This is a genomic window from Tenacibaculum aquaeponti (genome assembly GCF_052084715.1).
Lineage (GTDB): Bacteria > Bacteroidota > Bacteroidia > Flavobacteriales > Flavobacteriaceae > Polaribacter.
This window is the reverse complement of sequence record NZ_CP197288.1, coordinates 3,219,451-3,242,906: the sequence shown is the minus strand read 5'-3', so window position 1 is coordinate 3,242,906 and position 23,456 is coordinate 3,219,451. Positions and strand designations below refer to the sequence as shown.

Here is a 23,456-nt window from a genome sequence, read left to right as displayed (position 1 = left end):
AACAAGAAACAAAAACAATGAAAAAATATATTTTACTATTCGTTATTACTTTTTCTTTAGGAAATTCTGTTTACGCTCAATGGAGTAAAGGAAAAGGAAATGGTTATTATAAATTATCTGCTTGGTATTTACAGTACGATCAACATTATACAGACACTGGAGCAATTGATCCTAACGCGACAAGAACCCAATTTAATACAAACATTTATGCAGAGTATGGTATTACTGATAAAATAGATATTCTAGTTTATGTTCCTTTTGTTGCTGTTTCTTCTCAGAACAATCAAATCTCTGGAACTAATGGAGGAGTTATACAATCGGGGGAATCTGTAACTTCTTTTGGAGATGTAGATCTAGGTATTAACTACGGATTTTATAAAAAAGGAAAGTGGGCAGCTTCTGTAAAATTAATTCTTGGTTTACCTACTGGTGAAGATGCTGGAGGAAGTGACGGAAGTTACCAAAATGGAGATGGCGAATTCAACCAATACTTATCTACACATTTAGGATACAGTTCTACATTAGGAGATTTACCTTTTTATGCAAAATCTTATTTAGGGTTTAATAATAGAACTGAAGGTTTTTCTGATGAATTTAGAACAGGACTAGAAGCTGGAATTAACTTTCTTGACTCTAAATTATGGGTAATTACTCGATTAAATGTTGTAAAATCATTTAACAACGGAACATTAAGTGCTGTAAATAGTAATGGTAGCATTTTCGCAAATAATATCGAATTCAGTAGTTTCGGCTTTGAAGCTGCGTATTATATCACTAAAAAACTAGGAATTTCTTTAGGTTTTGACTCTGCTTTCGACGGAAAAATAATTGCCGCAAGCCCTTCTTTTTCAGGAGGAATATTTTTAGACCTTAAATAGATCTTCTCTTATTTATTGAAATACCCCAAACTAAATAGGTTTATTGAATTTAGGATTTTATACTAAACTTAATAAACCTATTTAAATTTTCAAAGTAAATTACATCCTTCTAGTTTTATCCATTAGGTAAAAATCTGCTAAAACCAAAGCCGTTAAAGCTTCAACAACTGGTACTGCTCTTGGTACAACACAAGGATCATGTCTTCCTTTTCCTTGTATTTCTGTTGCTTCACCTTCAGAGTTAATTGTTTGCTGATTTTGCATTATTGTAGCCACTGGCTTAAATGCTACTCTAAAATAGATATCCATTCCATTAGAAATTCCTCCTTGAATCCCTCCAGATAAATTTGACTGTGTAGTTCCATCTGGATTAAAGATATCATTATGTTCTGAACCTTGCATTTTTGCCCCGCAGAAACCACTACCAAATTCAATTCCTTTAACTGCATTGATAGACAACATTGCTTTTCCTAACTCTGCATGAAGTTTATGAAAAATTGGCTCTCCTAAACCAACTGGTACATTTTGAGCAACACAAGTAATTGTTCCTCCGATTGTATCACCTGCCTTTCTAATTTCTTTAATCTTCTCTATCATTTGTTCAGCAGATTTTTCATCTGGACAACGAACAATATTAGATTCAGTTTTAGAAAAATCTAAATCCTGATAAGGTTTATCTATAAATATATCTCCTACTGAAGATGTAAATGCGTTAATAGAAATATGAGCAAGTAATTGTTTTGCTAAAGCTCCAGCAACTACCCAGTTTGCAGTTTCTCTAGCAGAAGTTCTACCTCCACCTCTATAATCTCTTATTCCGTATTTTTTATCGTATGTATAATCGGCATGTGAAGGTCTGTATACATTTGTATTATGATTATAGTCTTTACTTTTTTGGTTTGTGTTTTTAATTACAAAACCAATAGGCATACCTGTACTTTTACCATCAAAAATTCCAGATAAAAACTCTACAGTATCTGGTTCTTTACGTTGTGTTACGATTTTTGACTGACCCGGTTTACGACGATCTAATTCTTTCTGAACAGCATCAAAATCAATTGTTATCCCAGCAGGAAAACCATCTATAACTCCTCCAATTGCTACTCCATGTGATTCTCCGAAAGTAGATACTCGTAATATATTTCCAAAGGAATTAAACATACTTTCTAATTTTGAAACGAAGGTAACTATTTCACTTAAATCGAGAAGAAGAAGCACTAAGAAAAATGAGAATTATTATTGACTATATAATTTTGACTCGCATTTTTAATTAATTTCTAAGTCTTATTCAATTAATACATTTTATTAGCATTAAAGGTCAAAAAAAATCAACAATTAAAAAACTGATAGTAAATTATTTATAATTTTATTTAAAAATACTTTTCAAAAAAGTTAGATTTTATTTTCTCTAATTAAAAAAGGTTCTTATATTTGCACCCGCAAAACGGTTAAACGTTTTCGGCCTGGTGAAATGGCAGAGTGGTCGAATGCGGTGGTCTTGAAAACCATTGACTGTAACAGGTCCGGGGGTTCGAATCCCTCTTTCACCGCAAAAAGCTTCAAGGAAACTTGAAGCTTTTTTGTTTTTATGCACTTCTCCTAATGTGACTTTCTTCTTTTTTTGTTTCTAAAGAACTGTAACTCCCCTATTACGAACTTTATAAATCAAGAAACAAAATGTCAAAAAAAACAATTTATCTATTAGGTATTTTAATAACGATTATTCTAGGCACATTTTTAAGTTGGAAATATTGTTGTACCACAAACACAGATGATTTACAAGAAACAATAGCTCAACCTATACCAAAGCCTGAACCTATAAAGGAAGAAACTCCAAAATTATCTTTTGGGAATATTGATGAGAAAGGCAATATTAATTTTTCTTTTGATAATATTAAATTCAAAAAATCTAGTATGGATTTTTCTCCTTCATTTATGACTGGATTAGACACTGAACTTAATGAATTAAAAGATTTCGTTATACAACCTAAAAACGAAAAAGCTTTATCGATTATAGGATATTATATGAGTGACGAAACGAATAATTCTATTTTTCCGAATATTGGATTGGCACGTGCTGTAAAAATCAAAAACTACATGTTTTCTCGTGGAATACCTACAAAACTAATTGATATTTATTCTGAAGTGAATGATGACCTTGAAGTTGATAATAATAACGTTATGAAAAAACCTATTAAGTTTAGCGTTGGAAAATCTAAAGATTACAGTAAACTTATACAAAAAATAATGAAAGAAATCGAAGAAAATCCTTTAGTCTTAGAATTCGATTCTGGAAAATTACATTCTGAATTCACATCTGAACAAAGAATAAAAATTGTGAATATTTCTACATATTTGGATAAAGTTGACAATTCCAATTGTTTAATTACTGGACACACAGACAATACTGGATCTACAGAAAGTAATTTAACCTTAGGTTTGAAAAGAGCTAATTTCTTAAAGGATTATATTATTAGAAGTGGAATATCTGAAAACAAGGTAAAAACTACTTCTAAAGGCGAAAGTTCACCTATAGCAAGTAACAAAACTGAAGCAGGAAGACAGAAAAATAGACGCGCTACAGTTTCGATAAATTAAAAAAGTATGCTTAACCACCTATGGTAATCATACTTCGGTTATTATGGTTGGTTAAGTTTTCAAAATCTTTGCTATCTGTCATTCCAGAACGAACTGCTTTCTTTTTAAGAATTGCACTTTGAATTATTGATTCAATAGAAATTCCCGCTCTGTATGTACTTAATAAATCCATTTCTGAAGTAGAAAACAGACAATTCTTTAATTTTCCATTTGCCGTTAATCGGATACGATTACAAACATCACAAAACGGATTAGTTACTGAAGAAATGATTCCGAAACTACCTTGGTAAGACTCTATTTTAAAATTTCTAGCTGTAAAATTATCTTCATGAGGTAAAGTAATAATAGCATTTTTCGAGAACTTAGATTCTACCTGATTTAAAAGCTCATTATAACTTACTAATTTAGATTTATCCCATCTATTTCCGTCGAAAGGCATAAACTCTATAAAACGGACTGAAATTGCTCTATCTTTCGTAAACTCTACGAAATCGATAATTTCATTATCATTAAAACCTTTTAACAACACAACATTCAGTTTTACATTAAAACCTTCATCTAATAATAACTGAGTGTTTTCAAAAGCTTTTTTAAATTGATCTCGCTTTGTTATTGTATTGAATTTTTCAGGGTGCAAAGTATCTAAACTTACATTGATTGTTTGTAACGATGACTTTTTTAACACTTCAATATTTCTATCAACTAGAATTGCATTTGTAGTCATTGAAAGTTCTACTGGCAACTTAGAAAGTCCAGAAATAATTTCTTCGAAATCTTTTCTCAATAAAGGTTCACCACCTGTCAATCTAATTTTAGTTACTCCATGTTGCACAAACAATGTTGCAATATCGATAACTTCAGCAGCTGTCATAATTTGATTTCTAGGAGACAACACTACTCCACTTTCGGGCATACAGTAAGTACATCGCAAATTACACTTTTCAGTAAGTGAAATTCGTAAATAATTATGATGCCTTCCGAAAGTATCAGTTAGTATGTTTTGTCTCTGATTCATTAATGACGTTCTCCTGTTAACACTTTATAACTATGAAATAAATGTGGAAAAACTGCATCTAAACTTTCTACAACTCCTTTGCTTGATCCTGGAAGTGCTAACACTAAACAACTATTATCAATTGTTCCCACAACACTTCTAGATAACATTGCATAAGGCATACGTTCTTGTCCGTATCTTCGAATAGTTTCCTCTGCCCCTATGATTCTTTTATCTAATAAAGGTAAAATTGCTTCAGGTGTTGTATCTCTAGCTGATAAACCTGTTCCTCCTGTTAATACAATTAAGTTATAACCTTCCTTTAAAGCTAAAACCCTTTGTTGAATTGTATCAAAATCATCAGGAATAACTTCTACTTCTTTTGCAGCTACTTGATAAGCTTCCAATTTCTCTTTGATTAACTTTCCTGATTTATCTTCACCTTTCCCTTGTGAAATTGTATCAGAGCATACTATAACTGCTGCTTTTATCTCTGAAACATCCCTTACTGGGTAAGATGTTTTTCCTCCTTTTTTCTGAAGTAATTTTATTTCATGTATTTCAACTCCTTTATCAATAGGCTTTAACATATCATACATATTTAAAGCAACCACACTCGCTCCGTGCATTGCTTCAACTTCTACTCCTGTTTTATAAATCGTTTTTACTGTAACTTTTACAACAACATTTAACCCTTCTATTTCATAAGTAATACCAGTAAACTCAATTGGCATTGGATGGCAATCTGGTAATAATTCAGGTGTTTTTTTCACCCCAAGTAAACCTGCTGCTTTGCTCATTGCAAAAACATTTCCTTTAGGTACAGTGTCATTTTGAATAGCTTCTATTGTAGCTTGTGAACTCACTTTTACAATTGCTTGTGCTGTTGCTATTCTTAATGTATTTGATTTATGTGTAATATCTACCATTGTTAATATTTAATGCTTATCGACTCCGCTCGAACTGACATAAATTAAGCTTTAATTAAGATTAAACATTTGTTTTCCATTGATACGATTCGTCTTCGAAAAGCTCTTTTCCAAATATTGGAACTTCAGATTTTATTCTATTTACAATATACTCTGTTGCTTCATAAACATGTGGTCTATGGGGTGCCGAAACAAAAACAAAGAAACACACTTCTCCTACTTTTACTTTACCTAAACTGTGATATGTATGCATACACGTTAAATCAAACTTTTCAAAGGCCTCTTCTCTGATTTCATGTAGTTTTTGTTCTGCCATTTCTTGATAACAAGTGAACTCTATTGCACTGACAGTTTTATCCTTCACAACATCTTTTCTTATTTGACCTAAAAAGATATTATGTGCGCCTATTTGAGTTTTTACTTGATGTTTAGCTATCGCATTAGCGATAAATTCTGAAGTAATTTGTCCTTCTATGAAAATTGTTTTTTTCTTCATTTTCTTATTATTCTTCACTTATCTTAAAAACACTCTGTTTCTTTCGTACTGTGTTAATGTATTTGCTACAATATCAATTCCAATTACCGATATCCAAAATGCATCTGTATCTGGAATAAATTGATGCGTTACAAATATATTTTCTTCATTAAGCGTTGTTGGCACAGAAATTATTTTAGAAATCAGGTTTTTATTAATTATAGAATCTAAAGGTTTTTTATTTCTAAATAGATAAAATGCATGTTTTGCAGTTTCTTCTTTATACTGACCAAAAGACAAAAAGGAAATAGTATCCTTAGCCTTTATCATTTTATAATGTGCATATACATCTGTCGGTTTAAATCTGTTTTCCTTTAAAGTCGCTTTTAAATAAATACTATCTTTTATAAACCGATAATTATTCTTTTTCACAAAGTCATTTACAGTCATACAAACATATTCTTTATCTTCTTTTACTTTCTCTGTGGCTTTGTACGTTGCAATGACCTGACTTTCTATTTGGTCTGAAAAGTATTCGTAGTTTTTTAATTGTAGTGTATCCAATATATTTTGATTTTCATCAAAAACTAAAATTGAATTCAGATTACTAATTTCAAAATATTTATTCGCGACAGAATCTTCAATTTTATATCTAGTATACTCTATATTTTTCAGGATTAAATCACTTGTGAAATCAGCATAATTATTATAAAAATCTTCTTGTTTTATATCTGAAACCAAAGGTTTAAAGCTCACTGGTAAATAATAATCTTTTCCTTCAGGTATTTTTGTAAGCAGACTAATATAAATTGATTTTGAATCTATTACTATTAATTTATTTGTCGCTACCTCTTTTTGTTCTTTTTCAACAGTTTCGACTTGTGAGATTGTATCTTTAATAACAATAGTGTCTTTTATCGTTTCATCTTCAGAAACAAGTTCTTTTTTCAATTGCTTACCTACACAAGCGTAAATTAAAAACACAAAAACTATTACTATACTCCTCATCTTGACAATATTTTAACCTCCTGCAAAAGCTGATAAAATTGCTACCTCATCTGTTTCTTTCAACATCAATTCATCAGATTTTGAAACTAAATTATGATTAACAGCAATTTGCATATCATCTAATTCTAACTGATATTTTTCTTGTAAAAAATCAATTAAACTAGCTATTGAATTCTCCTTCAAACTAATATTTTCTGACGATTTATTTGACACATCAGCTATTTTTCCAAAATAAATAACATTCATTTTCTTACACTAAAAATAATTTTACAGCTGCTATTGTTAACACCCCTGCTAATACATACTTTAACGTATTCATAGAATACTTTTTACTTCCATAAATAGCACCTAAACTTCCACCAATTAATGCCACCGGAATAAAGTATAAAACCTCTAACGGAACTATTCCTTCATTTATGGTAAAACCTATTAATCCTGAAATTGAATTCACAAAAATAAATAAAGCTGAAACTGCAGCTGCTTGTTTCATATTTCCCCAAGCCAAAAGCACAATAACCGGACTTAAAATTATACCTCCTCCAATACCAATCATTCCTGAAAAAAGTCCGATACAAGCTCCTATTAATAGTGAAATTACTAAATTATTCTCTTTTAGTTCTTCCTTTTCACCTCCAAATACATTCAACATCTTAAGAATTGCGAAAACCAGAAAAAAACCTAGTATTTTTTTATAAAAACCAGCATTCACAGAAATATAACCACCAATAAAAGCTGCTGGAATTGAACTAATCGCAAACGGATAAAACAACTTCCACTTAAAATGTTGATGCTTCCTGAAAAACCAAAACGATACTCCAGAAACAAAAATATTGAGCACTAAAGCTATCGGTTTCATAAATAAAACCGGAAAAGTAAATAAAGCCATTAATGCTAAATACCCACTTGCTCCTCCATGCCCGACACTTGCATATAAAAAAGCAACTACAACGAGAATTAATAAAAATGGAACTAATACTTCTAGCTGTAATACCTCCATCGATTAACTAAGTTTTATGTATGTAATTTCTTCTCCTTTTTTTATTTCTTGTACATCTTCTGGAACGATTAATAAACCATTTGCGACAGCAAAAGATTTTAACATTGAAGATGCTTGACCTGTTAATTGCGTTGCCTGTTCGTTTTCTATTATTCCTTTTAAGAATAAAGTTTTACCAAAAGCGTTTTTAATATCACTTGTTGCTTTAGCTATACTTCTTGGTAAATGATAATTTTTATACCCTAATTGTGCTTTTATTACCGGAAGCACATAAGAATAAAAACAGCTTAAACTAGAAGCAGGATTTCCTGGCAAAGCAAAAATTAATTTCTCATCTTTTTGACCGAACCACAAAGGTTTACCTGGTTTTTGATTTACCTTATAAAAAACTTCCGACACATTATTCTCTTCCAAACCACGTTTTACAAAATCATAATCTCCAACAGAAATTCCGCCTGAAACTAAAATAATATCAGCAAAATCTAACTGATTTTTAATTGCTATTTTTGTTGCTTCGAATGTATCTTCAACCTTTACAACTTCAACTTCATCAATCCCTAATCTATGTAAAGCTAATTTTAAAGTAATCGAATTACTATCATACACTTGGCCTTCTTCTAAGACTCCTCCAACAGCTTTTAACTCGTTTCCTGTTATTAAAATACTAATTTTAGGTTTCTGATAAACTTTTACTGTACTTAACCCTAAACCAGCGATGAATCCAATTGCCGCTTCGTTTAAAACTGTTCCTTTTTCTAAAGCTATTGCTCCTGTTTTAATTTGTTCTCCCAAAGGTCTTACGTTAGAAAATTTTACAGGTAATTTATTAATTGTTAGTTGATCACCTTCAACACTTGTATGCTCTTGCATTACAACAGTATCGGCTTGATCAGGAACTCTAGCTCCTGTAAAAATTCGTACAGCTTCACCTTCTTGTAGCACTACATTTTTTGAATCGCCCGCCTGAACTTCGCCAACTACAGTAAAACTTGATATTTCATTGTGAATAAATGCATATCCATCCATAGAAGACTGCTTGAATGGCGGCATATTAATTGGAGAAACTATAGATTCTGCTAAAACTAAACCTAACACTTCTTGTATTGGTTTCTCTATAATTTTATTGGGCTGACAGTAATTTTCTATATGTTGAATTGCTTCAGAAACTGAAATCATGGATTGATTAATTTTTGGTAATCTTCAGGTGTATCAATATCGAGTAATTTTCCTGAAGAAGCTACAGTTTTTATAAAATTTAACTCAGAATTTAACAATTGTTTTGCGCCTTTATCACCAGTTAAATTTAAGAGTTTAGGATAGAATCTTTTAGAAAAAATTGCTGGCACACCATTGAAGCCATCATATCTAGAAGCAACAATAAATTCTTTATTTTGCTGATACAAAGTTACCATTTCCTTGATGTAGGTAACATCAATTTTAGGTTGATCTCCTAAAGCGATTAAAATAGCATCGTAATTTGAAAGTTCTTTTACTCCTGAATAAATACTAGAACTTAATCCTGAAGTAAACTCATCGTTAATTATAAAGTTTACTGTGTATTTTGGTAAGTTTTCTTTTATTTTTCGAGCATTTGCTCCTAAAACAACATAAATATCTTTTGAATTAAAAACCTTTATACCGCTTTCTAAAACTGCTCCTAGTATTGAGCTATTTTTATACGGAAGTAATTGTTTTATACTTCCCATGCGAGAAGCTTTTCCTGCTGCTAAAATTAGCATTGCTATTTTCATATCTTACTTCTGAAGATGGATTTTCCCTTTTATTTTTCGTAAAGAATACGGTTCTTTTTTTCGAATTACTGATAAAATCTCAGCAACAATTGAAACTGCAATTTCTTCTGGTGTTATTGCTCCAATATGCAATCCTGCTGGGCTATAAATTTTATCTAATAATTCTTCCGACACATCTTCTTTGTAATGAAACAAATCATTTTCTAACTGATCTCTTCTTTTTGTAGAACCTAAAATCCCAATATACATCGGATTGAAATTTATAATCTTCAATAAATATTTTAAATCTTGAACGTAATTGTGAGTCATTAGCACTACAACAGTATCGGAATCTATATTTAAATCAACGATTTCTGGAGTGCTTGCGGTTACTTTATTTGCTTCAGGAAAATCAGTTTTTGATTTTGGATCTTTAATTGAAGTAATCACATCAACTTCCCAACCTAATAAACTAGATACTGATGTTAATTTTACAGCATCGTGTTCTCCTCCAATAATTAATAATTTTGTTAGTGGTTTTAGTTTCTGAGAAAACTTTTGTAAATCATTTGAGAACTCCAGTTTTTCATTAAACGTATATTGTTTATCATTTTGAAAAGCAATATTACTTCCGTAATCTCCTTTAACATCATCTTCAGCTACAAAAGAAGAATGAATGGTAAACTCTTCTCTATCCGATAAGCTTTTTTCAAAATCATTGATAAAATCATTTGAAACATAAAAAGGCTCAATTAAAATATACAAGATACCTTCACACCCCAAACGATATCGTCCATCGTAGGTAATAACTTTAGCAATTCCATCTTTAAAAACAGACTGCGCTCTTAGCTTTACTTCCTTTTCTACACAACCTCCACTAACTGCTCCAACCATTTTTCCATCTTCACAAATCAGCATTCGAACACCAGGTTTTCTGTAAGAGGAACCTTCTAAATGAACTACAGTTGCTAATACATTTTTCAATCCTTTTTCTTGATGAAGTACGGCTTGTTTTACTATATCTACAAATTCATGTGTCATGATGTTAATTTAACAATAAAAAATCACTTAAACATAACTGTTAAATATTTCAACATTTATTTAACTCTTTAAATTAAAATAAAAAGCCCAAGCTTTCGCTCGGGCTTCCTTGATTTTTGTTAGATATTTATGTTAGATCTATTGATTATTTTTGATCAATAACTCTAAATGTAGTTCTTCTGTTTGCTGCATGCTCACGTTCTGTACAAGAAACTCCGTCTTTACATCTGTTTGTTAATCTAGCTTCTCCGTAACCATTAGCAGTTAACTTACTTGGGTTAATCCCTTTAGAAACTAAATAATTAACTACTGCTTGCGCTCTTCTTTCTGATAAAGATTGGTTACTTGTTTTTGATCCTCTAGCATCTGTATGAGATTCTATTGCTACAGCTACTCCGTCTTTTAAGATTGGTAATAAACGAGCATCAATAATTCTTTTTGCCCCAGAGGTTAATATAGCACTTCCTAAATTCCAATTAATAGGTAATGGTGTATTATTTACTAATTTACATTCTACTTCTTTCCAAGTGGTTAAACCTCCTTTAGAAACCAACACTTCTTTAGTTACTGTCTTATATTTAGCTTCAACAGGCTTTTCTTCAGAATAAGCATCTCTCTCCAATAAAGTTTTCTTTATAGAAGCATATTTAGGGTCGATTTTAACAGTTCTCGTTGTAGGAGGAGTTGCCATAACCGTTTTCTTTAATGTAGTTGTAACTTCAGGAATTTCAATCTCTCTAGTTCCTTGAACTGCAGGAATTGTTTTTTTAACCGTAGTTGTAACTTCAGGAATTTCAATAGATCTAGTACTTGGTGGTGTTACCATTACCCTCTTCTTAACCACTTTAGTAATTGCAGGTACTTCTACCTCTCTTGTAGTTGGCGGAGTAACCATTACTGTTTTTTTAACTACTTTTGTAACCGCTGGAATATCAACTAACCTTGTAGAAGCAGGAACATCTACAACCGTTCTTTTAATAGTTTCTTTTACCTCAGGAATTTCAACAACTCTAGTGGCTGGAGGCGTTACCATCACTCTCTTCTTTACTATTTCTGTTACTTCTGGAATATCTATTGTTCTAGTAGTTGGTGGAGTAACCATTACTCTTTTCTTTACAACTTTAGTTACTTCTGGAATATCTATTGTTCTAGTACTTGGTGGAGTTTTCATTACTCGTTTCACATAAGTTGCATTTCCACATCCACCTGGAGTAGTACTTTCATCACATTCAGGCGTTGTAATTACAGAAGCATCTGCAGATAAAATGGTTTTATCTACTGTTGTAAATTGAGCAGGTACTTCCTTGTAACACCAATAACGACAATCATTAGGGTCTGAAGAAGTACAATCAGGAGCTCTTTCACTCATTTGCCATTTAGCCGACTTAGCTCTAACTTCAATTACTTCACTATCTCTTGAAAAAGAAGCAGGTACAACTCTTAATTTATTTCCATATTCTCTTTTCTTATAAGAAACTGTTTCAGTACCAAAAGTAGCTGGTACAACCTCTAAACGTTGGCTAGCTTCTTTTACAACAACTGTAACATCACGCATTTCGTATTTTGCTGGAATAATCTCTACTCTTTGAGAAGCCTCTTTTACAACTACAGTAACATCACGCATTTCATATTTTGCCGGAATAGTTACTAAACGTTGGCTAGCCTCTTTTACAACAACTTCTTCTGTAATTGTTTTCATCTTAGCAGGTGTTACCTCCAAACGCTGACTAGCTTCTTTTACTGTTATCACCTCATCGCGAACTTCAAACTTAGCTGGTACATTGATTAATCTTTTGTACCCTTCTTTAACAGTAACAACCACATCACGCATTTCATATTTTGCTGGAACTACTTCTAATCGCTTAGACGCTTCTTTTGTTACAACAGAAACATTCTCTACTGATGGCCTTCCTAAAGTTTTTTCTAAACGTTTAGAAGCTTCTTTAGTTACTACTGTAAAATTTTGTGTTTCATATTTCGCAGGTACTACAACTAGTTTTTCTCCTCCTTCATCTACTAACACCCTTTCTGTTATAGTTTTATACTTTGCAGGATAGGTAACAATTCTTTTATAAGCTGGCGCTACTTCAATTGTTACATCTTCGTTTTTCCAAACTTCAGGAGTTTTACATCGAACGTAACACTTTCCTGGTTCTGCATTCGTTGGTAGATCCTGAGCAGATACCGTAAATCCGATTGCTATTAAAGCACCAGATAACATAAGTCTTTTCATAATGGATAAAATTTGTTTTTTGATTACTTAGCTTTTTTGTGACACTTTTTCGGGGGAAAGGTCACATGCCTAACAAATATAAACAAATTTTATCAGTGTTAAAGAGATGTTAAAATGTTTTATAATTTATTAAAATACAAACTCTTAACAATACCATCAGACAACCCTATTTTAGGAACAAAAATTCTTCTCGCACCACTCCATTTCATTGCAGAAAGATAAATTTTTGTGGCCGGTACAATTACATCTGCGCGATCGGGATTTAAACTTAATTCAGAAATTCTATCCTCATAGGACATTTTTTTTAAGTATTCAAATTGCGCATTTAAATAAATATATGATATTGGTCTACCAGCATCTAATCCAGACATTTTAAAAATCTTATTGATGTTTCCACCGGAACCAATTAAAGAAATCCTTTTATATTCTGCTGTGTTTTTAGTAATCCATTCTTCTACTTTGCCAAATATTTTTTTATTTTTTTCTTTTGAATTGTTTATTAAACGAACAGTACCAATTTTAAATGATTTAGAATTAATAATTTTGCCTTCAGAGAAAATAGTAAGCTCTGTACTACCTCCACCAACATCTACATACAAATAAGTTTCATCAGAATTTATTAGATGTTTTAAATCTGTTGAAGAGATAATTGCAGCTTCTTTAGCACCATTAATTACATCTATTTCAACACCTGTTTTTCTAAAAATCTTTTCAACTATTTCTTCACTATTAGAAGCTTCTCGCATTGCTGAAGTTGCACACGCTTTATACTTTTCAACACCATGAACCTTCATTAATAATTTAAAAGCTTTCATGGCGTCTATCATTCGATCGATGTTATTATCAGAGATACTTCCATCAACAAAAGCATCCGCTCCTAAACGAATAGGAACTCTTACTAAAGATGATTTTTTAAATTTAGGTTCTTTCTTTTTATCTTCTATTACATTCGCTACCAGCAACCTTACTGCATTCGAACCTATATCTATGGCGGCGTATTTCCTTATCTTCAAAAGTGATTCGTTTTATTTATGATATTTAGGAAACTCAACAAGAACTGTGGTTCCTTTTTTAATATTTTTCCAATGTTTTTCTTTAAACTGAATACCAACTACCCCACAAGTAGTTACATGAGCTATAGGCTTACTTCCAAACTTATTCACAAAAGTATTTATACCATGATCGTGACTAAAGATAATTGCACTATCAAAACTATCATCTAATGCTTTTACTGTTTTCACAAGATAACCATCACTAAAACTATACAATTGCTTACTAATTTTTAAATTAGCCATGGGATAACCAAAGTTTTCACAAAAAATTATTCCTGTTTGTAATGCTCTATTTGCACTACTAGAAATAAACACATCTGGCCTTTGAATATTTTTCGCTAAATATTTAGAAACTAAATGAGCATCATTAATTCCTCTTTCTTTTAGCGGTCTATCGTGGTCTTTTACACTTGTATATTTCCACGATGATTTAGCATGACGAACTATGTAAATTGTTTTCATTCAACTAAAAAAGAATGTTCAAATATAGTATTACGGAGCTAAACGTTCAAGCTTCCAGTTAAAATCTTTTTGTAATTCGTAACGAATTCTATCGTGAAGTCTGTTAGGACGTCCTTGCCAAAACTCTATTGAAACTGGCTTCACTATAAAACCTCCCCAATGCTCTGGCCTTGGTATTTCTTTGTTTTTAAACTTCTCTTCAAATTCAGCAAGGCTATCTGACAACACTTTTCTGTCAGCAACCACTTCACTCTGATTAGATGCCCAAGCTCCTAATTTACTTCCATCTGGTCTTGACTCAAAATATCCATCAGACAAATTCTCTGCGACTTTTTCTGCAGTACCTTTTATAATAATCTGTCGTTCTAATCCTGCCCAAAAAAACGATAAACAAACATTTCCATTTTCTGCTATTGCCTTTCCTTTTTCAGAATTATAATTGGTATAAAAAATAAAACCTTCATATGTATATTTTTTTAATAGAACAACTCTAGTTTTTGGAAAACCATCTAAACCGATTGACGCAATACTCATTGCATTAGCTTCATCTACTAATTCAGAATCATTTGCTACTAAAAACCAATCTCTAAACAGTTCTATAGGATTTTCTGGACAATTAGATTCTAACAATTCTGATCTCTCATACGACTTTCTGTAATCGCTTAAATCTTGTGACATTTGTATTTTTTTAGCTTTGTAAAAATACAATATAAATGCGAGTTCTTTATAAATAGTATACATTTGTTCATCTGAAAATAAAAGGTATGAATAACAATATTGCGGTTAGAATTTATAAAGCTATTCAATACATAGAAGAAAATAGTAACGCTAAACTTTTGTTAGAAGATGTCGCCACTAAAGCTCATTTTTCTCCTTTTCATTTTCATCGTATTTTTAAAGCTATAACAGGCGAGACTTTTAATAATTTTATTGTTAGAAAGCGTATTGAAAAATCTACCGATTATTTGCTTCACAAACCGGACAAAAGTATTTCTGAAATTGCTTTTTCTTCAGGTTTTAGCACAATATCTTCATTCTCTAGAACTTTCAAAAAGTTTTATGGGATGAGTCCTAAACAATTTCAAGAAAGTAGTTCGAGTAGATTTAGCAAGATTTGCAAAACAGAAAGCAAGAATGGTAAAATAGAAACTCAACTGGAACAATACATTTGTAACATGAATGAACATTTACAATTTATTGATAGTAACGCAAAAAAAATAGATACTGTTTTCATTAACGACATTGATGTAGCTTATATTCCACACATAGGACCTTTTGAAAATTTAGGTATTGCATTTCAAAAACTACTTCAATGGGCTTACCCTAGAAACTTAATGAATGGAGAACATCAAATTATGTCAATTTACCATGATAGCCCAAAAATCACTGAACCTGATAAGCTAAAAGTTAGTGCATGTATTAGTCTAAATGGAATTAATATTGATACAACTGATATAAACACTCGTACTATTCCTTCAGGAAAATATATTAAAGCTAATTTTGAATTAGGAATAGATGAACTTCCTAACATGTGGGAAGGTATTTTCGTTTGGATTTTTAATAAAGGATATAAAATTAACAGTGAATTAAATCCTTTTGACATTTATCATAACGACTTTAATACGCATCCTCAAAAAAAATGTAATACCACTATTTATATTCCTGTACTTTAAAAAAACAGTTCAGCTTATTTTTTTCACAATTCAGTATTTCTTTTTATGAAAAAAAAGAAGACAAACACACCTTTGTGTCATCAAATAAAAAAACGACATGAAAACCAAACTATTTATTTTTTCTCTTTTAATGAGCTTTGTAACTTTTGCTCAAGTAGAAATTTCTGGTAAAGTTATAGACACTAAAGGAAATCCAATTCCTGGAGCAAATGTATATTTAGAGGGAACTTACGACGGAGCTTCTACAGATGAAAATGGAAAATATAGCTTTACAACTTCTGAAGAAGGAACACAAACCATAATAGTTTCATTTATCTCTTTTGAAACTTTTTATAAAACAGCCTTGTTAAGTAAACTAAATAATTTAGTAATAAAACTTAGAGAAGATGTTAACACTTTAGATGCAGTTGTAATTAATGCAGGAAGTTTTGATGCTGGAGAAAAAGCAAGAGCTGTAGCTTTAAAACCTTTGGATATTGTTACCACAGCAAGTGCTTTAGGTGATGTAGTTGGAGCTTTTCAAACATTACCTGGAACCTCAGCCAATGACGAAGATGGTCGATTATTTGTTCGAGGTGGTGACGCAAATGAAACTCAAATGTTTATTGATGGAATTCGAGTTTTTAACCCTTTTGTCCCAACATCTAGTAATGTTCCAACCAGAGGACGTTTTTCTCCTTTTCTTTTTAAAGGAATGACTTTTTCTACTGGTGGTTATTCTGCCGAATACGGACAAGCGCTATCGAGCGTACTTACTTTAAACACTATTGATCAACCAGATCAAGAAAAAACTGAAATCCAATTAATGACAGTTGGTGCTGGAATTGGAAACACTCAAATTTGGGGTAAAAACTCTTTCAGTATAAACACTTCTTATATCAACTTAGCTCCTTATCAAATTGCATTTCCAGGAAGAGAAGAATGGAATAAACCTTTTGAAGGTGCAAGTGGTGAAATGGTATATCGTTATCAACCAAATGAAGATGGATTATTAAAACTTTATAGTGCTTTTAACTACTCTAATTTAGATGTGATTCAGGAGGATATTAACTTCGCTAACGGTTTCAATTTTGCTTTACAAAACACCAACCTTTACTTTAATGGTTCATACAAACAACGTTTAGGAAGCAGATGGTCTATTTCTGGAGGAATGAGTTATACTAATGAAAATACTGATTTTACTTTGCAAGATAATCTGATAGATGATCAGGAAAATTCTGCTCACTTTAAAATAAAAGTTTCTAAGCGTTTTTCTAGTCGAATAAAAGTAAACTTTGGTTCAGAATATTTTATCACAAACTTTAAAGAAAAATTTACATTAAATAACACCAACTCTTTTAACTACGGATTCAATAATAATATTTTTGGAACATTTGCGGAAACAGATATTTTCTTTTCTAAAAAACTAGCAGCTAAAGTTGGACTTAGAGCCGAAAACAATGAGTTTTCTGATCAAATGACGTTTTCTCCAAGAGCTTCATTAGCCTATAAATCAGGAGCTAAATCTCAATTCTCTTTTGCTTATGGTAAGTTTTACCAGAATCCAAGAAGTGAATATTTAAAATTTTCTACCGATTTAAATCCTGAAAATGCGACACATTACATTGCTAACTATCAATTTATGAAAGACAAGCAACAATTTAGAATTGAAGCTTACTACAAACAATATGATGACTTAGTTAAAGTCGACGATCAGTTTGCTTCTCCTTCTTCTAATTTTGATAATAATGGAGATGGTTTTGCAAAAGGTATAGATGTTTTTTGGAGAGATAATAAAAATATTAAAAACTTAGATTACTGGGTATCGTACTCTTATTTAGACACGGAAAGAGATCATAGAAATTTTCCTACTAAAGCAATTCCAAATTTTGCATCATCACACAATGCTTCTGTAGTTGGTAAGTATTGGGTTGATTCTTGGAAAACTCAACTTGGTATTTCTTATAGATTTGCAACTGGTAGAACATATACAAACCCTAATAAAACCGGTTTTTTAAATGAAAAAACTAAAAATTATAATTCCGTAAGTTTAAACGCTGCTTACTTAATTAGCCAACAAAAGATATTATACTTCTCTGTGAACAATGTTTTAGGAACAGAAAACGTTTTTGGCTACAATTACAGTAACCAACCGAACATAAACGGAACTTTTGAAAGACAAGCATTAAGACCTACAGCAGATCAATTCTTTTTTATCGGATTTTTCTGGTCTATTAGTGATGATAATAAAAGTAATCAACTAGATAATCTTTAATATGATTATCAGCAAACTATAAATAACAATAATCAAATCACAATTCGGTAACCAAAAATAACAACTCGGTAAGAATTTTGATTAAATAAAAATAAATCGAAAGATATTTGAAATGAATTTAAATCTTAAAACTATGCAAAGACTTATTTTACTCCTTTTCGTATTCGTGTTAAGCACTTTTTCAAGCATTTTAGCACAAGAAACATATTCTATTACTATTGATTTTTCTGGAATGAAATCAGACAAAGGTGATTTATATATCGCTTTATATAACTCTGAAGATACTTTCTTAAAAACTCCAATGAAAGGTGAAATCGTAAAAGTAAGTGACAAGAAAGCTACAGCTGTTTTTAAAAACATTAAAGCAGGAAATTATGCAATTTCTGCTTTTCATGATGAAAATGATAATAAAAAAATGGACACTAAAATATTTGGTATTCCAAAAGAACCTATAGGAATTTCTAATGATGCCAAAGGATTTTTTGGACCTCCAAAATATAAAGATGCACAATTCACTGTCGATAAAAATATTTCTTTAGCCATTACGATAAAATAAAAACGCTTATCATGAAAAAAATAATCACTTTATTCTTATTAACTGTATCAGTTTCAATTTTTAGTCAATCGAAATACGATACAGGAATGCGAAAAGCTTTCGAACTTTGGGGAGCGAATAAAAATGATCAAGCATCTCAATTATTTGAGAGAATCGCTAAAGCTGAACAAAATGAATGGTTACCATCTTACTACGTGGCAACCATTGAAATACTAGGAAGTTTTGGTTTAAAAGATGAAGCTAAACTAAACTCTAAATTAAAAAGAGCACAAGAATTTTTAGATATCGCCAAAAGCATTTCTCCTAAAAATCCTGAAATCATGATTAATCAAGCTTTATTAAATACAGCTTATATTGCTTTTGATGGACAAAAATATGGAATGACTTTATCTGGTAAAAATGCAGTTTTATATAACGAAGCTCTAAAATTAGCTCCAAAAAATCCTAGAGTTATTTTAGGAAAGGCTGAATGGGACATGGGAAGTGCAAAATTTTTCGGTCAACCTATAGATCCATATTGTAAAGATGTTGAAAAAGCCTTAGCCTTATTTGAAAAAGAAGAACTACCTAAATACTATCCCAAATATGGAAAAGAAAGAGCCGAAGAAATTTTAAAAAATTGTAATCAAGATAAATAAAAACCAAAAAGAGCATTCTAACGAATGCTCTTTTTTAATTACATATTATTTTTTTTTATTTCTTAAGAATTAAAGTATCTAATTTCATTTCTTTCTGTAACCATTTCTTTAATTCGATTTCCTTCTTAGCTACATAGTCTTTCTTCAATTTACTACTCCAAATCACAGTAGCTTCTGGAAGTGTATCGATTTTAATAAAATCTTTTGTTGATAATACTTTAGAAAAACGAATTTCTTGAATATCATTAAATCTAAGCTTTGCTCCACCAGCAATCTTACTAAAAGGAATACTACTTTTATCTGCTTTTTCTATTGTAGACGTTAATCCTGAAATTTCATTTTCCAATTCCTTTATCTTATCCTGCAACCCATTAATAACATAATCTTTCTGATCTAAGTTATTATATGCTCTTTCTAAAGATTTAGAAATATCATCTATACTTCTCGATTTATTTCCAATAACAAAAACTTCATAATCAGAAATTTTATCGTAATCTTTAACTTTCAGCTTTAAGTTTGTTTCTACAGCAGGAGCTATTTCTCCATTAAATCTAAGTCTAATTTCCTTTAAATCATCATCCTTTTTAGGTTCTCCATTTAACCATAAATTATCATTATCTGTAACTTCTTTCTTTATGTATTTATTAAAACTAGCATCTAAAACAGTTTCCTTATACACTTTTAAGAATGTCATAACAGCAGGTACCATTACTAATAATGCTATTAAAGAAGCAATTTGAGCAACACGTTTTCTCTTTTTAGAATTCACATAACGAATCATAGTAAACCCTAACAACTTTAACACAATAAAAGTCGCTAAAGCAATAAAAATAGCATTAATCGTAAATAAATACATGGCTCCTAAGAAATAATCGATATTACCAATAGCTAAACCATAACCTGCTGTACATAATGGAGGCATTAATGCTGTAGCAATTGCCACACCAAAGATTACCGAGGCGATCGTTCCTTTTTTAGTTCGTGCAATAATTAAAGCTAATCCTCCAAAGAACGCAATTAATACATCACGAATATCTGGCTTTACACGCCCCATTAATTCAGATGTATCTTCTTTTAATGGAAAAATAAAAAAGAAAAAGAAAGCAGTTATTAAACTTAACACGATCATTGTAGCTAAGTTAATTAACGATTTTTTTAGTGTATCAATGTCATTTATAGCTAACGACATTCCTACACCTAAAATTGGCCCCATTAACGGAGATATTAACATGGCTCCGATTACTACTGCAGTTGAGTTTGCATTTAAACCAATTGATGCTACAAAAATTGAACAAATTAAAATCCAAGCAGTAGCTCCCTTAAAAGGAATATCTCCTTTGATCGCTTCAATTGTAGCCTCCTGATCTGTATCATGTTTAAAATCTAAAAGTTCATGCAGAAACGTTTTAAAACTAGACCAAAGACCTTTTGCATCTTTTTTTACAGCTTCCTTTGATTTATCTATATTTTCTTCTTGCTTATTTTCATCCATACTTACATTCTATTTTTTGGTGGAAAGATACAAAAAGATGAATTATTTTTCTAAACATCCAACAGTTAACCCTATGAGATTATATGAATTTAAAAAAACATTCATCTACAGTAATTAACCAATAATCTAAACTTAAATCCTTCTTAAATAAATTCTAAAACTATTTTTTATACATTTTTCTATTTTGACTGCATTAATTAAGACTACTTGATGATAATGAAAAAATTAAACATATTATTTATTGATGATGACGAAGTAGAAAGAATGAAGTTTTCCCGTGTTTGCAGGCAAAGTAATCATATTACTGAAGTTATAGAAGCTACAAATGGAGAAGATGCATTAGAGAAATTAAAAAGTTCTTCATTATCTCAACTCATTTTTTTAGATTTGAATATGCCAAAAATGAATGGAATTGAATTTTTGGAAATATTAAAATCTGACGAAAGATTAAAATATATTCCAATTATTATTCTTTCCAGCTCTGACAATATGCAGGATCTTAAAAGATGTTATGAACTTGGTATAGCAGGTTATATATTAAAACCAATTCGTTACGAAGATTATAGCAAAAACGTTACTACTATGCTCGATTATTGGACTAGTAGTGAATTAGTCAGTTAAATTATGAAAGGAATCGTTTTTACAGAATTCTTAGATTTAGTAGAATCTAAATTTGGACTCGAAACAGTTCAACAAATTATTGATGAATCTGAACTAGAATCCAAAGGTATTTATACAGCTGTTGGCACATATAAATTTACCGAAATGGTATCGTTACTTACTAATTTAAGTAACCTTACAAAAATCTCCAAAAACGATCTTTTAAAAGTTTATGGTTTACATTTTTTTGATGCACTAGCAAACAATTACGGAGTTATTTTAAAATCTTATAAATGCCCTATTAAATTACTATCATCGATTGAAGAACATATTCATGTACAGGTACGAAAATTATATCCTGATGCTGAATTACCAGAATTCGAAACTATAGAGCAAACTGACGAAAAATTAATCTTAATTTATCGTTCTTCAAGATCTCTATACACTTTTGCTCATGGATTAATGGAAAAAAGCTTCAAACATTATGGTTTAGATTGCGATATTAAATATGAGTTACTTAAAGAAGATGGTACAGAAGTACGCTTTGAAATCTTAAAAAAATGAGTGACACTAAAATAGTACTTTTAGAAAAAGCTCTTCATAGAGAAAAACTAGCTAGAAAAGCTGCTGAAAAAATACTTGAAGACAAATCTTTAGAACTTTATCAAACTAATCAAAATTTAAGAAACGTCATTTCTGAAAAAGAAATTCATCTCGAAAGTCTTTTTAAAACGATCGTAGATCCATATATATTAATGGATTTATATGGTAATGTTTTAAAAATGAACAATGCTTCTCAAGAATTCTTCGGTTATACAGACACTTTTAATGTTGTTCATACTCTATATAAAGAAGATATGGAGTATGCCATGGAGTCTTATGCCATTTTATTAGAAAAAGGCACTTTTAGAAACTTTAGGGTAAGAGTGTATAATAAAAACAAAGAAGTAAGATGGATAGAAATAAATTCTAGTTTAGTTTATAACGATAAAAATGAACCTATTTTTGCACACGGAATTGTTAGAGATATAACAGAAGACCTAATTGTTCAAAAAGAAAGGGAAGAACTTTTAAATCATTTAACCATAAGCAACAAAGAACTTAACGATTTTGCACATGTTGTTTCTCATGATTTAAAAGCTCCGTTAAGGAGTATGAATGCTTTAGTTACTTGGCTTCATGAAGATCTAAGTCATTTAATTAATAATGAAGACATAGAAAAAAACTTCAAATTATTAATTAAGAAAATTGATAAAATGGACCATTTAATTAATGGTATTCTGAAATATGCTGGTGTTGATAAAATTGAAAGATCTGAAAGACAAGTAGATTTAGATCTTGTTTTAAGTGATATTATTTATACAATTCACATCCCAGATCATGTCAAAATTAATATTCCGAAGAAACTTCCAACTATTCGAGGTGATAAATTTAGAATACATCAACTTTTTCAAAATTTAATTAGTAATGCTGTTAAATATGCCAACAAAGAAAACGGATTAGTTACTATAAGCTACGAAGACAAAAGTGAAAATTGGGAATTTAGAATTCAAGACAACGGTAAAGGAATAAAGGAAAAATATCACAAAAAGATTTTTGATATTTTCCAAACCCTAGACGACCACCACAACTCAACAGGTATTGGTTTAGCCATAGTTACAAAAATTATTGCTTTATATAAAGGTAAAATTTGGGTTGAATCTGAATACGGAAAAGGGGCTACTTTTATAGTTTCATTACCAAAATGATAATTCTTACATTTAATTTAATTTTCATTACCCCACTAATAAAAGAGCTTTATAATCAAAAAAAACGCCCAACTCCCTCAAGTTAAACGCCCTTAATA

Annotated in this window: 24 protein-coding genes and 1 tRNA gene; 10 read left to right on the top strand and 15 right to left on the bottom strand. The window is 30.7% G+C overall.

All coding sequences use genetic code 11. The features are described from left to right. The first annotated feature begins 17 nt into the window (after window positions 1-17). The gene (locus ACSIGC_RS14775) at window positions 18-878 is read left to right on the top strand and encodes a hypothetical protein (RefSeq protein WP_442265550.1); all 861 of its coding nucleotides are present in this window, start codon (window positions 18-20) and stop codon (window positions 876-878) included. A gap of 99 nt (window positions 879-977) precedes the next feature. Here ACSIGC_RS14775 and aroC read toward each other — a convergent pair whose 3' ends face one another. Continuing rightward, window positions 978-2,039 (bottom strand): chorismate synthase, encoded by a 1,062-nt coding sequence (aroC, locus tag ACSIGC_RS14770; protein WP_442265549.1) that lies wholly within the window; start codon window positions 2,037-2,039, stop codon window positions 978-980. 304 nt (window positions 2,040-2,343) lie between these two features. Between aroC and ACSIGC_RS14765 the strand changes: the two genes are divergently transcribed. Continuing rightward, window positions 2,344-2,428, top strand: a tRNA-Ser gene (locus ACSIGC_RS14765). A gap of 127 nt (window positions 2,429-2,555) precedes the next feature. Beyond that, the gene (locus ACSIGC_RS14760; protein WP_442265548.1) at window positions 2,556-3,476 is read left to right on the top strand and encodes an OmpA family protein; all 921 of its coding nucleotides are present in this window, start codon (window positions 2,556-2,558) and stop codon (window positions 3,474-3,476) included. A 10-nt stretch (window positions 3,477-3,486) separates the two neighbouring features. On the opposite strand, the gene moaA is transcribed toward ACSIGC_RS14760, so the two are convergent. The 13 genes from moaA to pdxH all read right to left on the bottom strand — a co-directional run bounded on the left by moaA (window position 3,487) and on the right by pdxH (window position 15,075). Next, window positions 3,487-4,491, bottom strand: coding sequence for a GTP 3',8-cyclase MoaA (gene moaA, locus ACSIGC_RS14755; RefSeq protein ID WP_442265547.1), 1,005 nt, complete (start codon window positions 4,489-4,491; stop codon window positions 3,487-3,489). Beyond that, window positions 4,491-5,399, bottom strand: coding sequence for a bifunctional molybdenum cofactor biosynthesis protein MoaC/MoaB (gene moaCB, locus ACSIGC_RS14750; RefSeq protein ID WP_442265546.1), 909 nt, complete (start codon window positions 5,397-5,399; stop codon window positions 4,491-4,493). The genes moaA and moaCB overlap by 1 nt, the downstream gene beginning before the upstream one ends. 61 nt (window positions 5,400-5,460) lie before the next feature. After that, a complete protein-coding gene (locus ACSIGC_RS14745) occupies window positions 5,461-5,895 on the bottom strand; it encodes a molybdenum cofactor biosynthesis protein MoaE (protein ID WP_442265545.1) in 435 nt (144 codons plus the stop codon). Between the two features lie 18 nt (window positions 5,896-5,913). Continuing rightward, window positions 5,914-6,882: a hypothetical protein gene (locus ACSIGC_RS14740; protein ID WP_442265544.1), complete on the bottom strand. Its 969-nt coding sequence runs from the start codon at window positions 6,880-6,882 to the stop codon at window positions 5,914-5,916. 12 nt (window positions 6,883-6,894) lie between these two features. Then, window positions 6,895-7,128: a MoaD/ThiS family protein gene (locus ACSIGC_RS14735; protein ID WP_442265543.1), complete on the bottom strand. Its 234-nt coding sequence runs from the start codon at window positions 7,126-7,128 to the stop codon at window positions 6,895-6,897. Window positions 7,129-7,132: 4 nt separating this feature from the next. Beyond that, window positions 7,133-7,879 (bottom strand): sulfite exporter TauE/SafE family protein, encoded by a 747-nt coding sequence (locus tag ACSIGC_RS14730; protein WP_442265542.1) that lies wholly within the window; start codon window positions 7,877-7,879, stop codon window positions 7,133-7,135. 3 nt (window positions 7,880-7,882) lie between these two features. Further along, a complete protein-coding gene (locus ACSIGC_RS14725) occupies window positions 7,883-9,055 on the bottom strand; it encodes a molybdopterin molybdotransferase MoeA (RefSeq protein WP_442265541.1) in 1,173 nt (390 codons plus the stop codon). Then, the gene (locus ACSIGC_RS14720) at window positions 9,052-9,630 is read right to left on the bottom strand and encodes a nucleotidyltransferase family protein (RefSeq protein WP_442265540.1); all 579 of its coding nucleotides are present in this window, start codon (window positions 9,628-9,630) and stop codon (window positions 9,052-9,054) included. Before ACSIGC_RS14720 ends, ACSIGC_RS14725 begins: the two co-directional genes overlap by 4 nt. A 3-nt stretch (window positions 9,631-9,633) precedes the next feature. After that, entirely contained in the window at window positions 9,634-10,650 is a 1,017-nt protein-coding gene (locus ACSIGC_RS14715) for an XdhC family protein (RefSeq protein ID WP_442265539.1), read from the bottom strand. Window positions 10,651-10,795: 145 nt separating this feature from the next. Then, the gene (locus tag ACSIGC_RS14710; RefSeq protein WP_442265538.1) at window positions 10,796-12,883 is read right to left on the bottom strand and encodes an OmpA family protein; all 2,088 of its coding nucleotides are present in this window, start codon (window positions 12,881-12,883) and stop codon (window positions 10,796-10,798) included. 119 nt (window positions 12,884-13,002) lie between these two features. Further along, window positions 13,003-13,896 (bottom strand): Ppx/GppA phosphatase family protein, encoded by an 894-nt coding sequence (locus tag ACSIGC_RS14705; protein WP_442265537.1) that lies wholly within the window; start codon window positions 13,894-13,896, stop codon window positions 13,003-13,005. Between the two features lie 12 nt (window positions 13,897-13,908). Further along, window positions 13,909-14,397, bottom strand: coding sequence for a SixA phosphatase family protein (locus ACSIGC_RS14700; protein ID WP_442265536.1), 489 nt, complete (start codon window positions 14,395-14,397; stop codon window positions 13,909-13,911). A 30-nt stretch (window positions 14,398-14,427) separates the two neighbouring features. Then, window positions 14,428-15,075 (bottom strand): pyridoxamine 5'-phosphate oxidase, encoded by a 648-nt coding sequence (gene pdxH / locus ACSIGC_RS14695; RefSeq protein ID WP_442265535.1) that lies wholly within the window; start codon window positions 15,073-15,075, stop codon window positions 14,428-14,430. A gap of 86 nt (window positions 15,076-15,161) precedes the next feature. Between pdxH and ACSIGC_RS14690 the strand changes: the two genes are divergently transcribed. From ACSIGC_RS14690 to ACSIGC_RS14675, 4 genes are all read left to right on the top strand, one after another. Continuing rightward, entirely contained in the window at window positions 15,162-16,070 is a 909-nt protein-coding gene (locus ACSIGC_RS14690) for an AraC family transcriptional regulator (RefSeq protein ID WP_442265534.1), read from the top strand. 97 nt (window positions 16,071-16,167) lie between these two features. Continuing rightward, window positions 16,168-18,324 (top strand): TonB-dependent receptor, encoded by a 2,157-nt coding sequence (locus ACSIGC_RS14685; protein WP_442265533.1) that lies wholly within the window; start codon window positions 16,168-16,170, stop codon window positions 18,322-18,324. Window positions 18,325-18,457: 133 nt separating this feature from the next. Then, window positions 18,458-18,880, top strand: coding sequence for a DUF2141 domain-containing protein (locus ACSIGC_RS14680; RefSeq protein ID WP_442265532.1), 423 nt, complete (start codon window positions 18,458-18,460; stop codon window positions 18,878-18,880). A gap of 11 nt (window positions 18,881-18,891) precedes the next feature. Beyond that, window positions 18,892-19,518, top strand: a complete 627-nt coding sequence (locus ACSIGC_RS14675; RefSeq protein ID WP_442265531.1) for a hypothetical protein — start codon at window positions 18,892-18,894, stop codon at window positions 19,516-19,518. A 55-nt stretch (window positions 19,519-19,573) separates the two neighbouring features. Here the strand turns inward: ACSIGC_RS14675 and ACSIGC_RS14670 are convergent, their stop codons facing one another. Continuing rightward, the gene (locus ACSIGC_RS14670; protein ID WP_442265530.1) at window positions 19,574-21,010 is read right to left on the bottom strand and encodes a DUF389 domain-containing protein; all 1,437 of its coding nucleotides are present in this window, start codon (window positions 21,008-21,010) and stop codon (window positions 19,574-19,576) included. A 210-nt stretch (window positions 21,011-21,220) separates the two neighbouring features. Here ACSIGC_RS14670 and ACSIGC_RS14665 point away from each other — a divergent pair, with 210 nt between their 5' ends. The 3 genes from ACSIGC_RS14665 to ACSIGC_RS14655 are packed head-to-tail and all read left to right on the top strand — an operon-like array spanning window position 21,221 to window position 23,358. Next, window positions 21,221-21,631, top strand: a complete 411-nt coding sequence (locus ACSIGC_RS14665) for a response regulator (protein ID WP_442265529.1) — start codon at window positions 21,221-21,223, stop codon at window positions 21,629-21,631. Between the two features lie 3 nt (window positions 21,632-21,634). Next, window positions 21,635-22,174, top strand: a complete 540-nt coding sequence (locus ACSIGC_RS14660; RefSeq protein ID WP_442265528.1) for a heme NO-binding domain-containing protein — start codon at window positions 21,635-21,637, stop codon at window positions 22,172-22,174. After that, a complete protein-coding gene (locus ACSIGC_RS14655; protein ID WP_442265527.1) occupies window positions 22,171-23,358 on the top strand; it encodes a sensor histidine kinase in 1,188 nt (395 codons plus the stop codon). Before ACSIGC_RS14660 ends, ACSIGC_RS14655 begins: the two co-directional genes overlap by 4 nt. The last annotated feature ends 98 nt before the right edge of the window (window positions 23,359-23,456 follow it).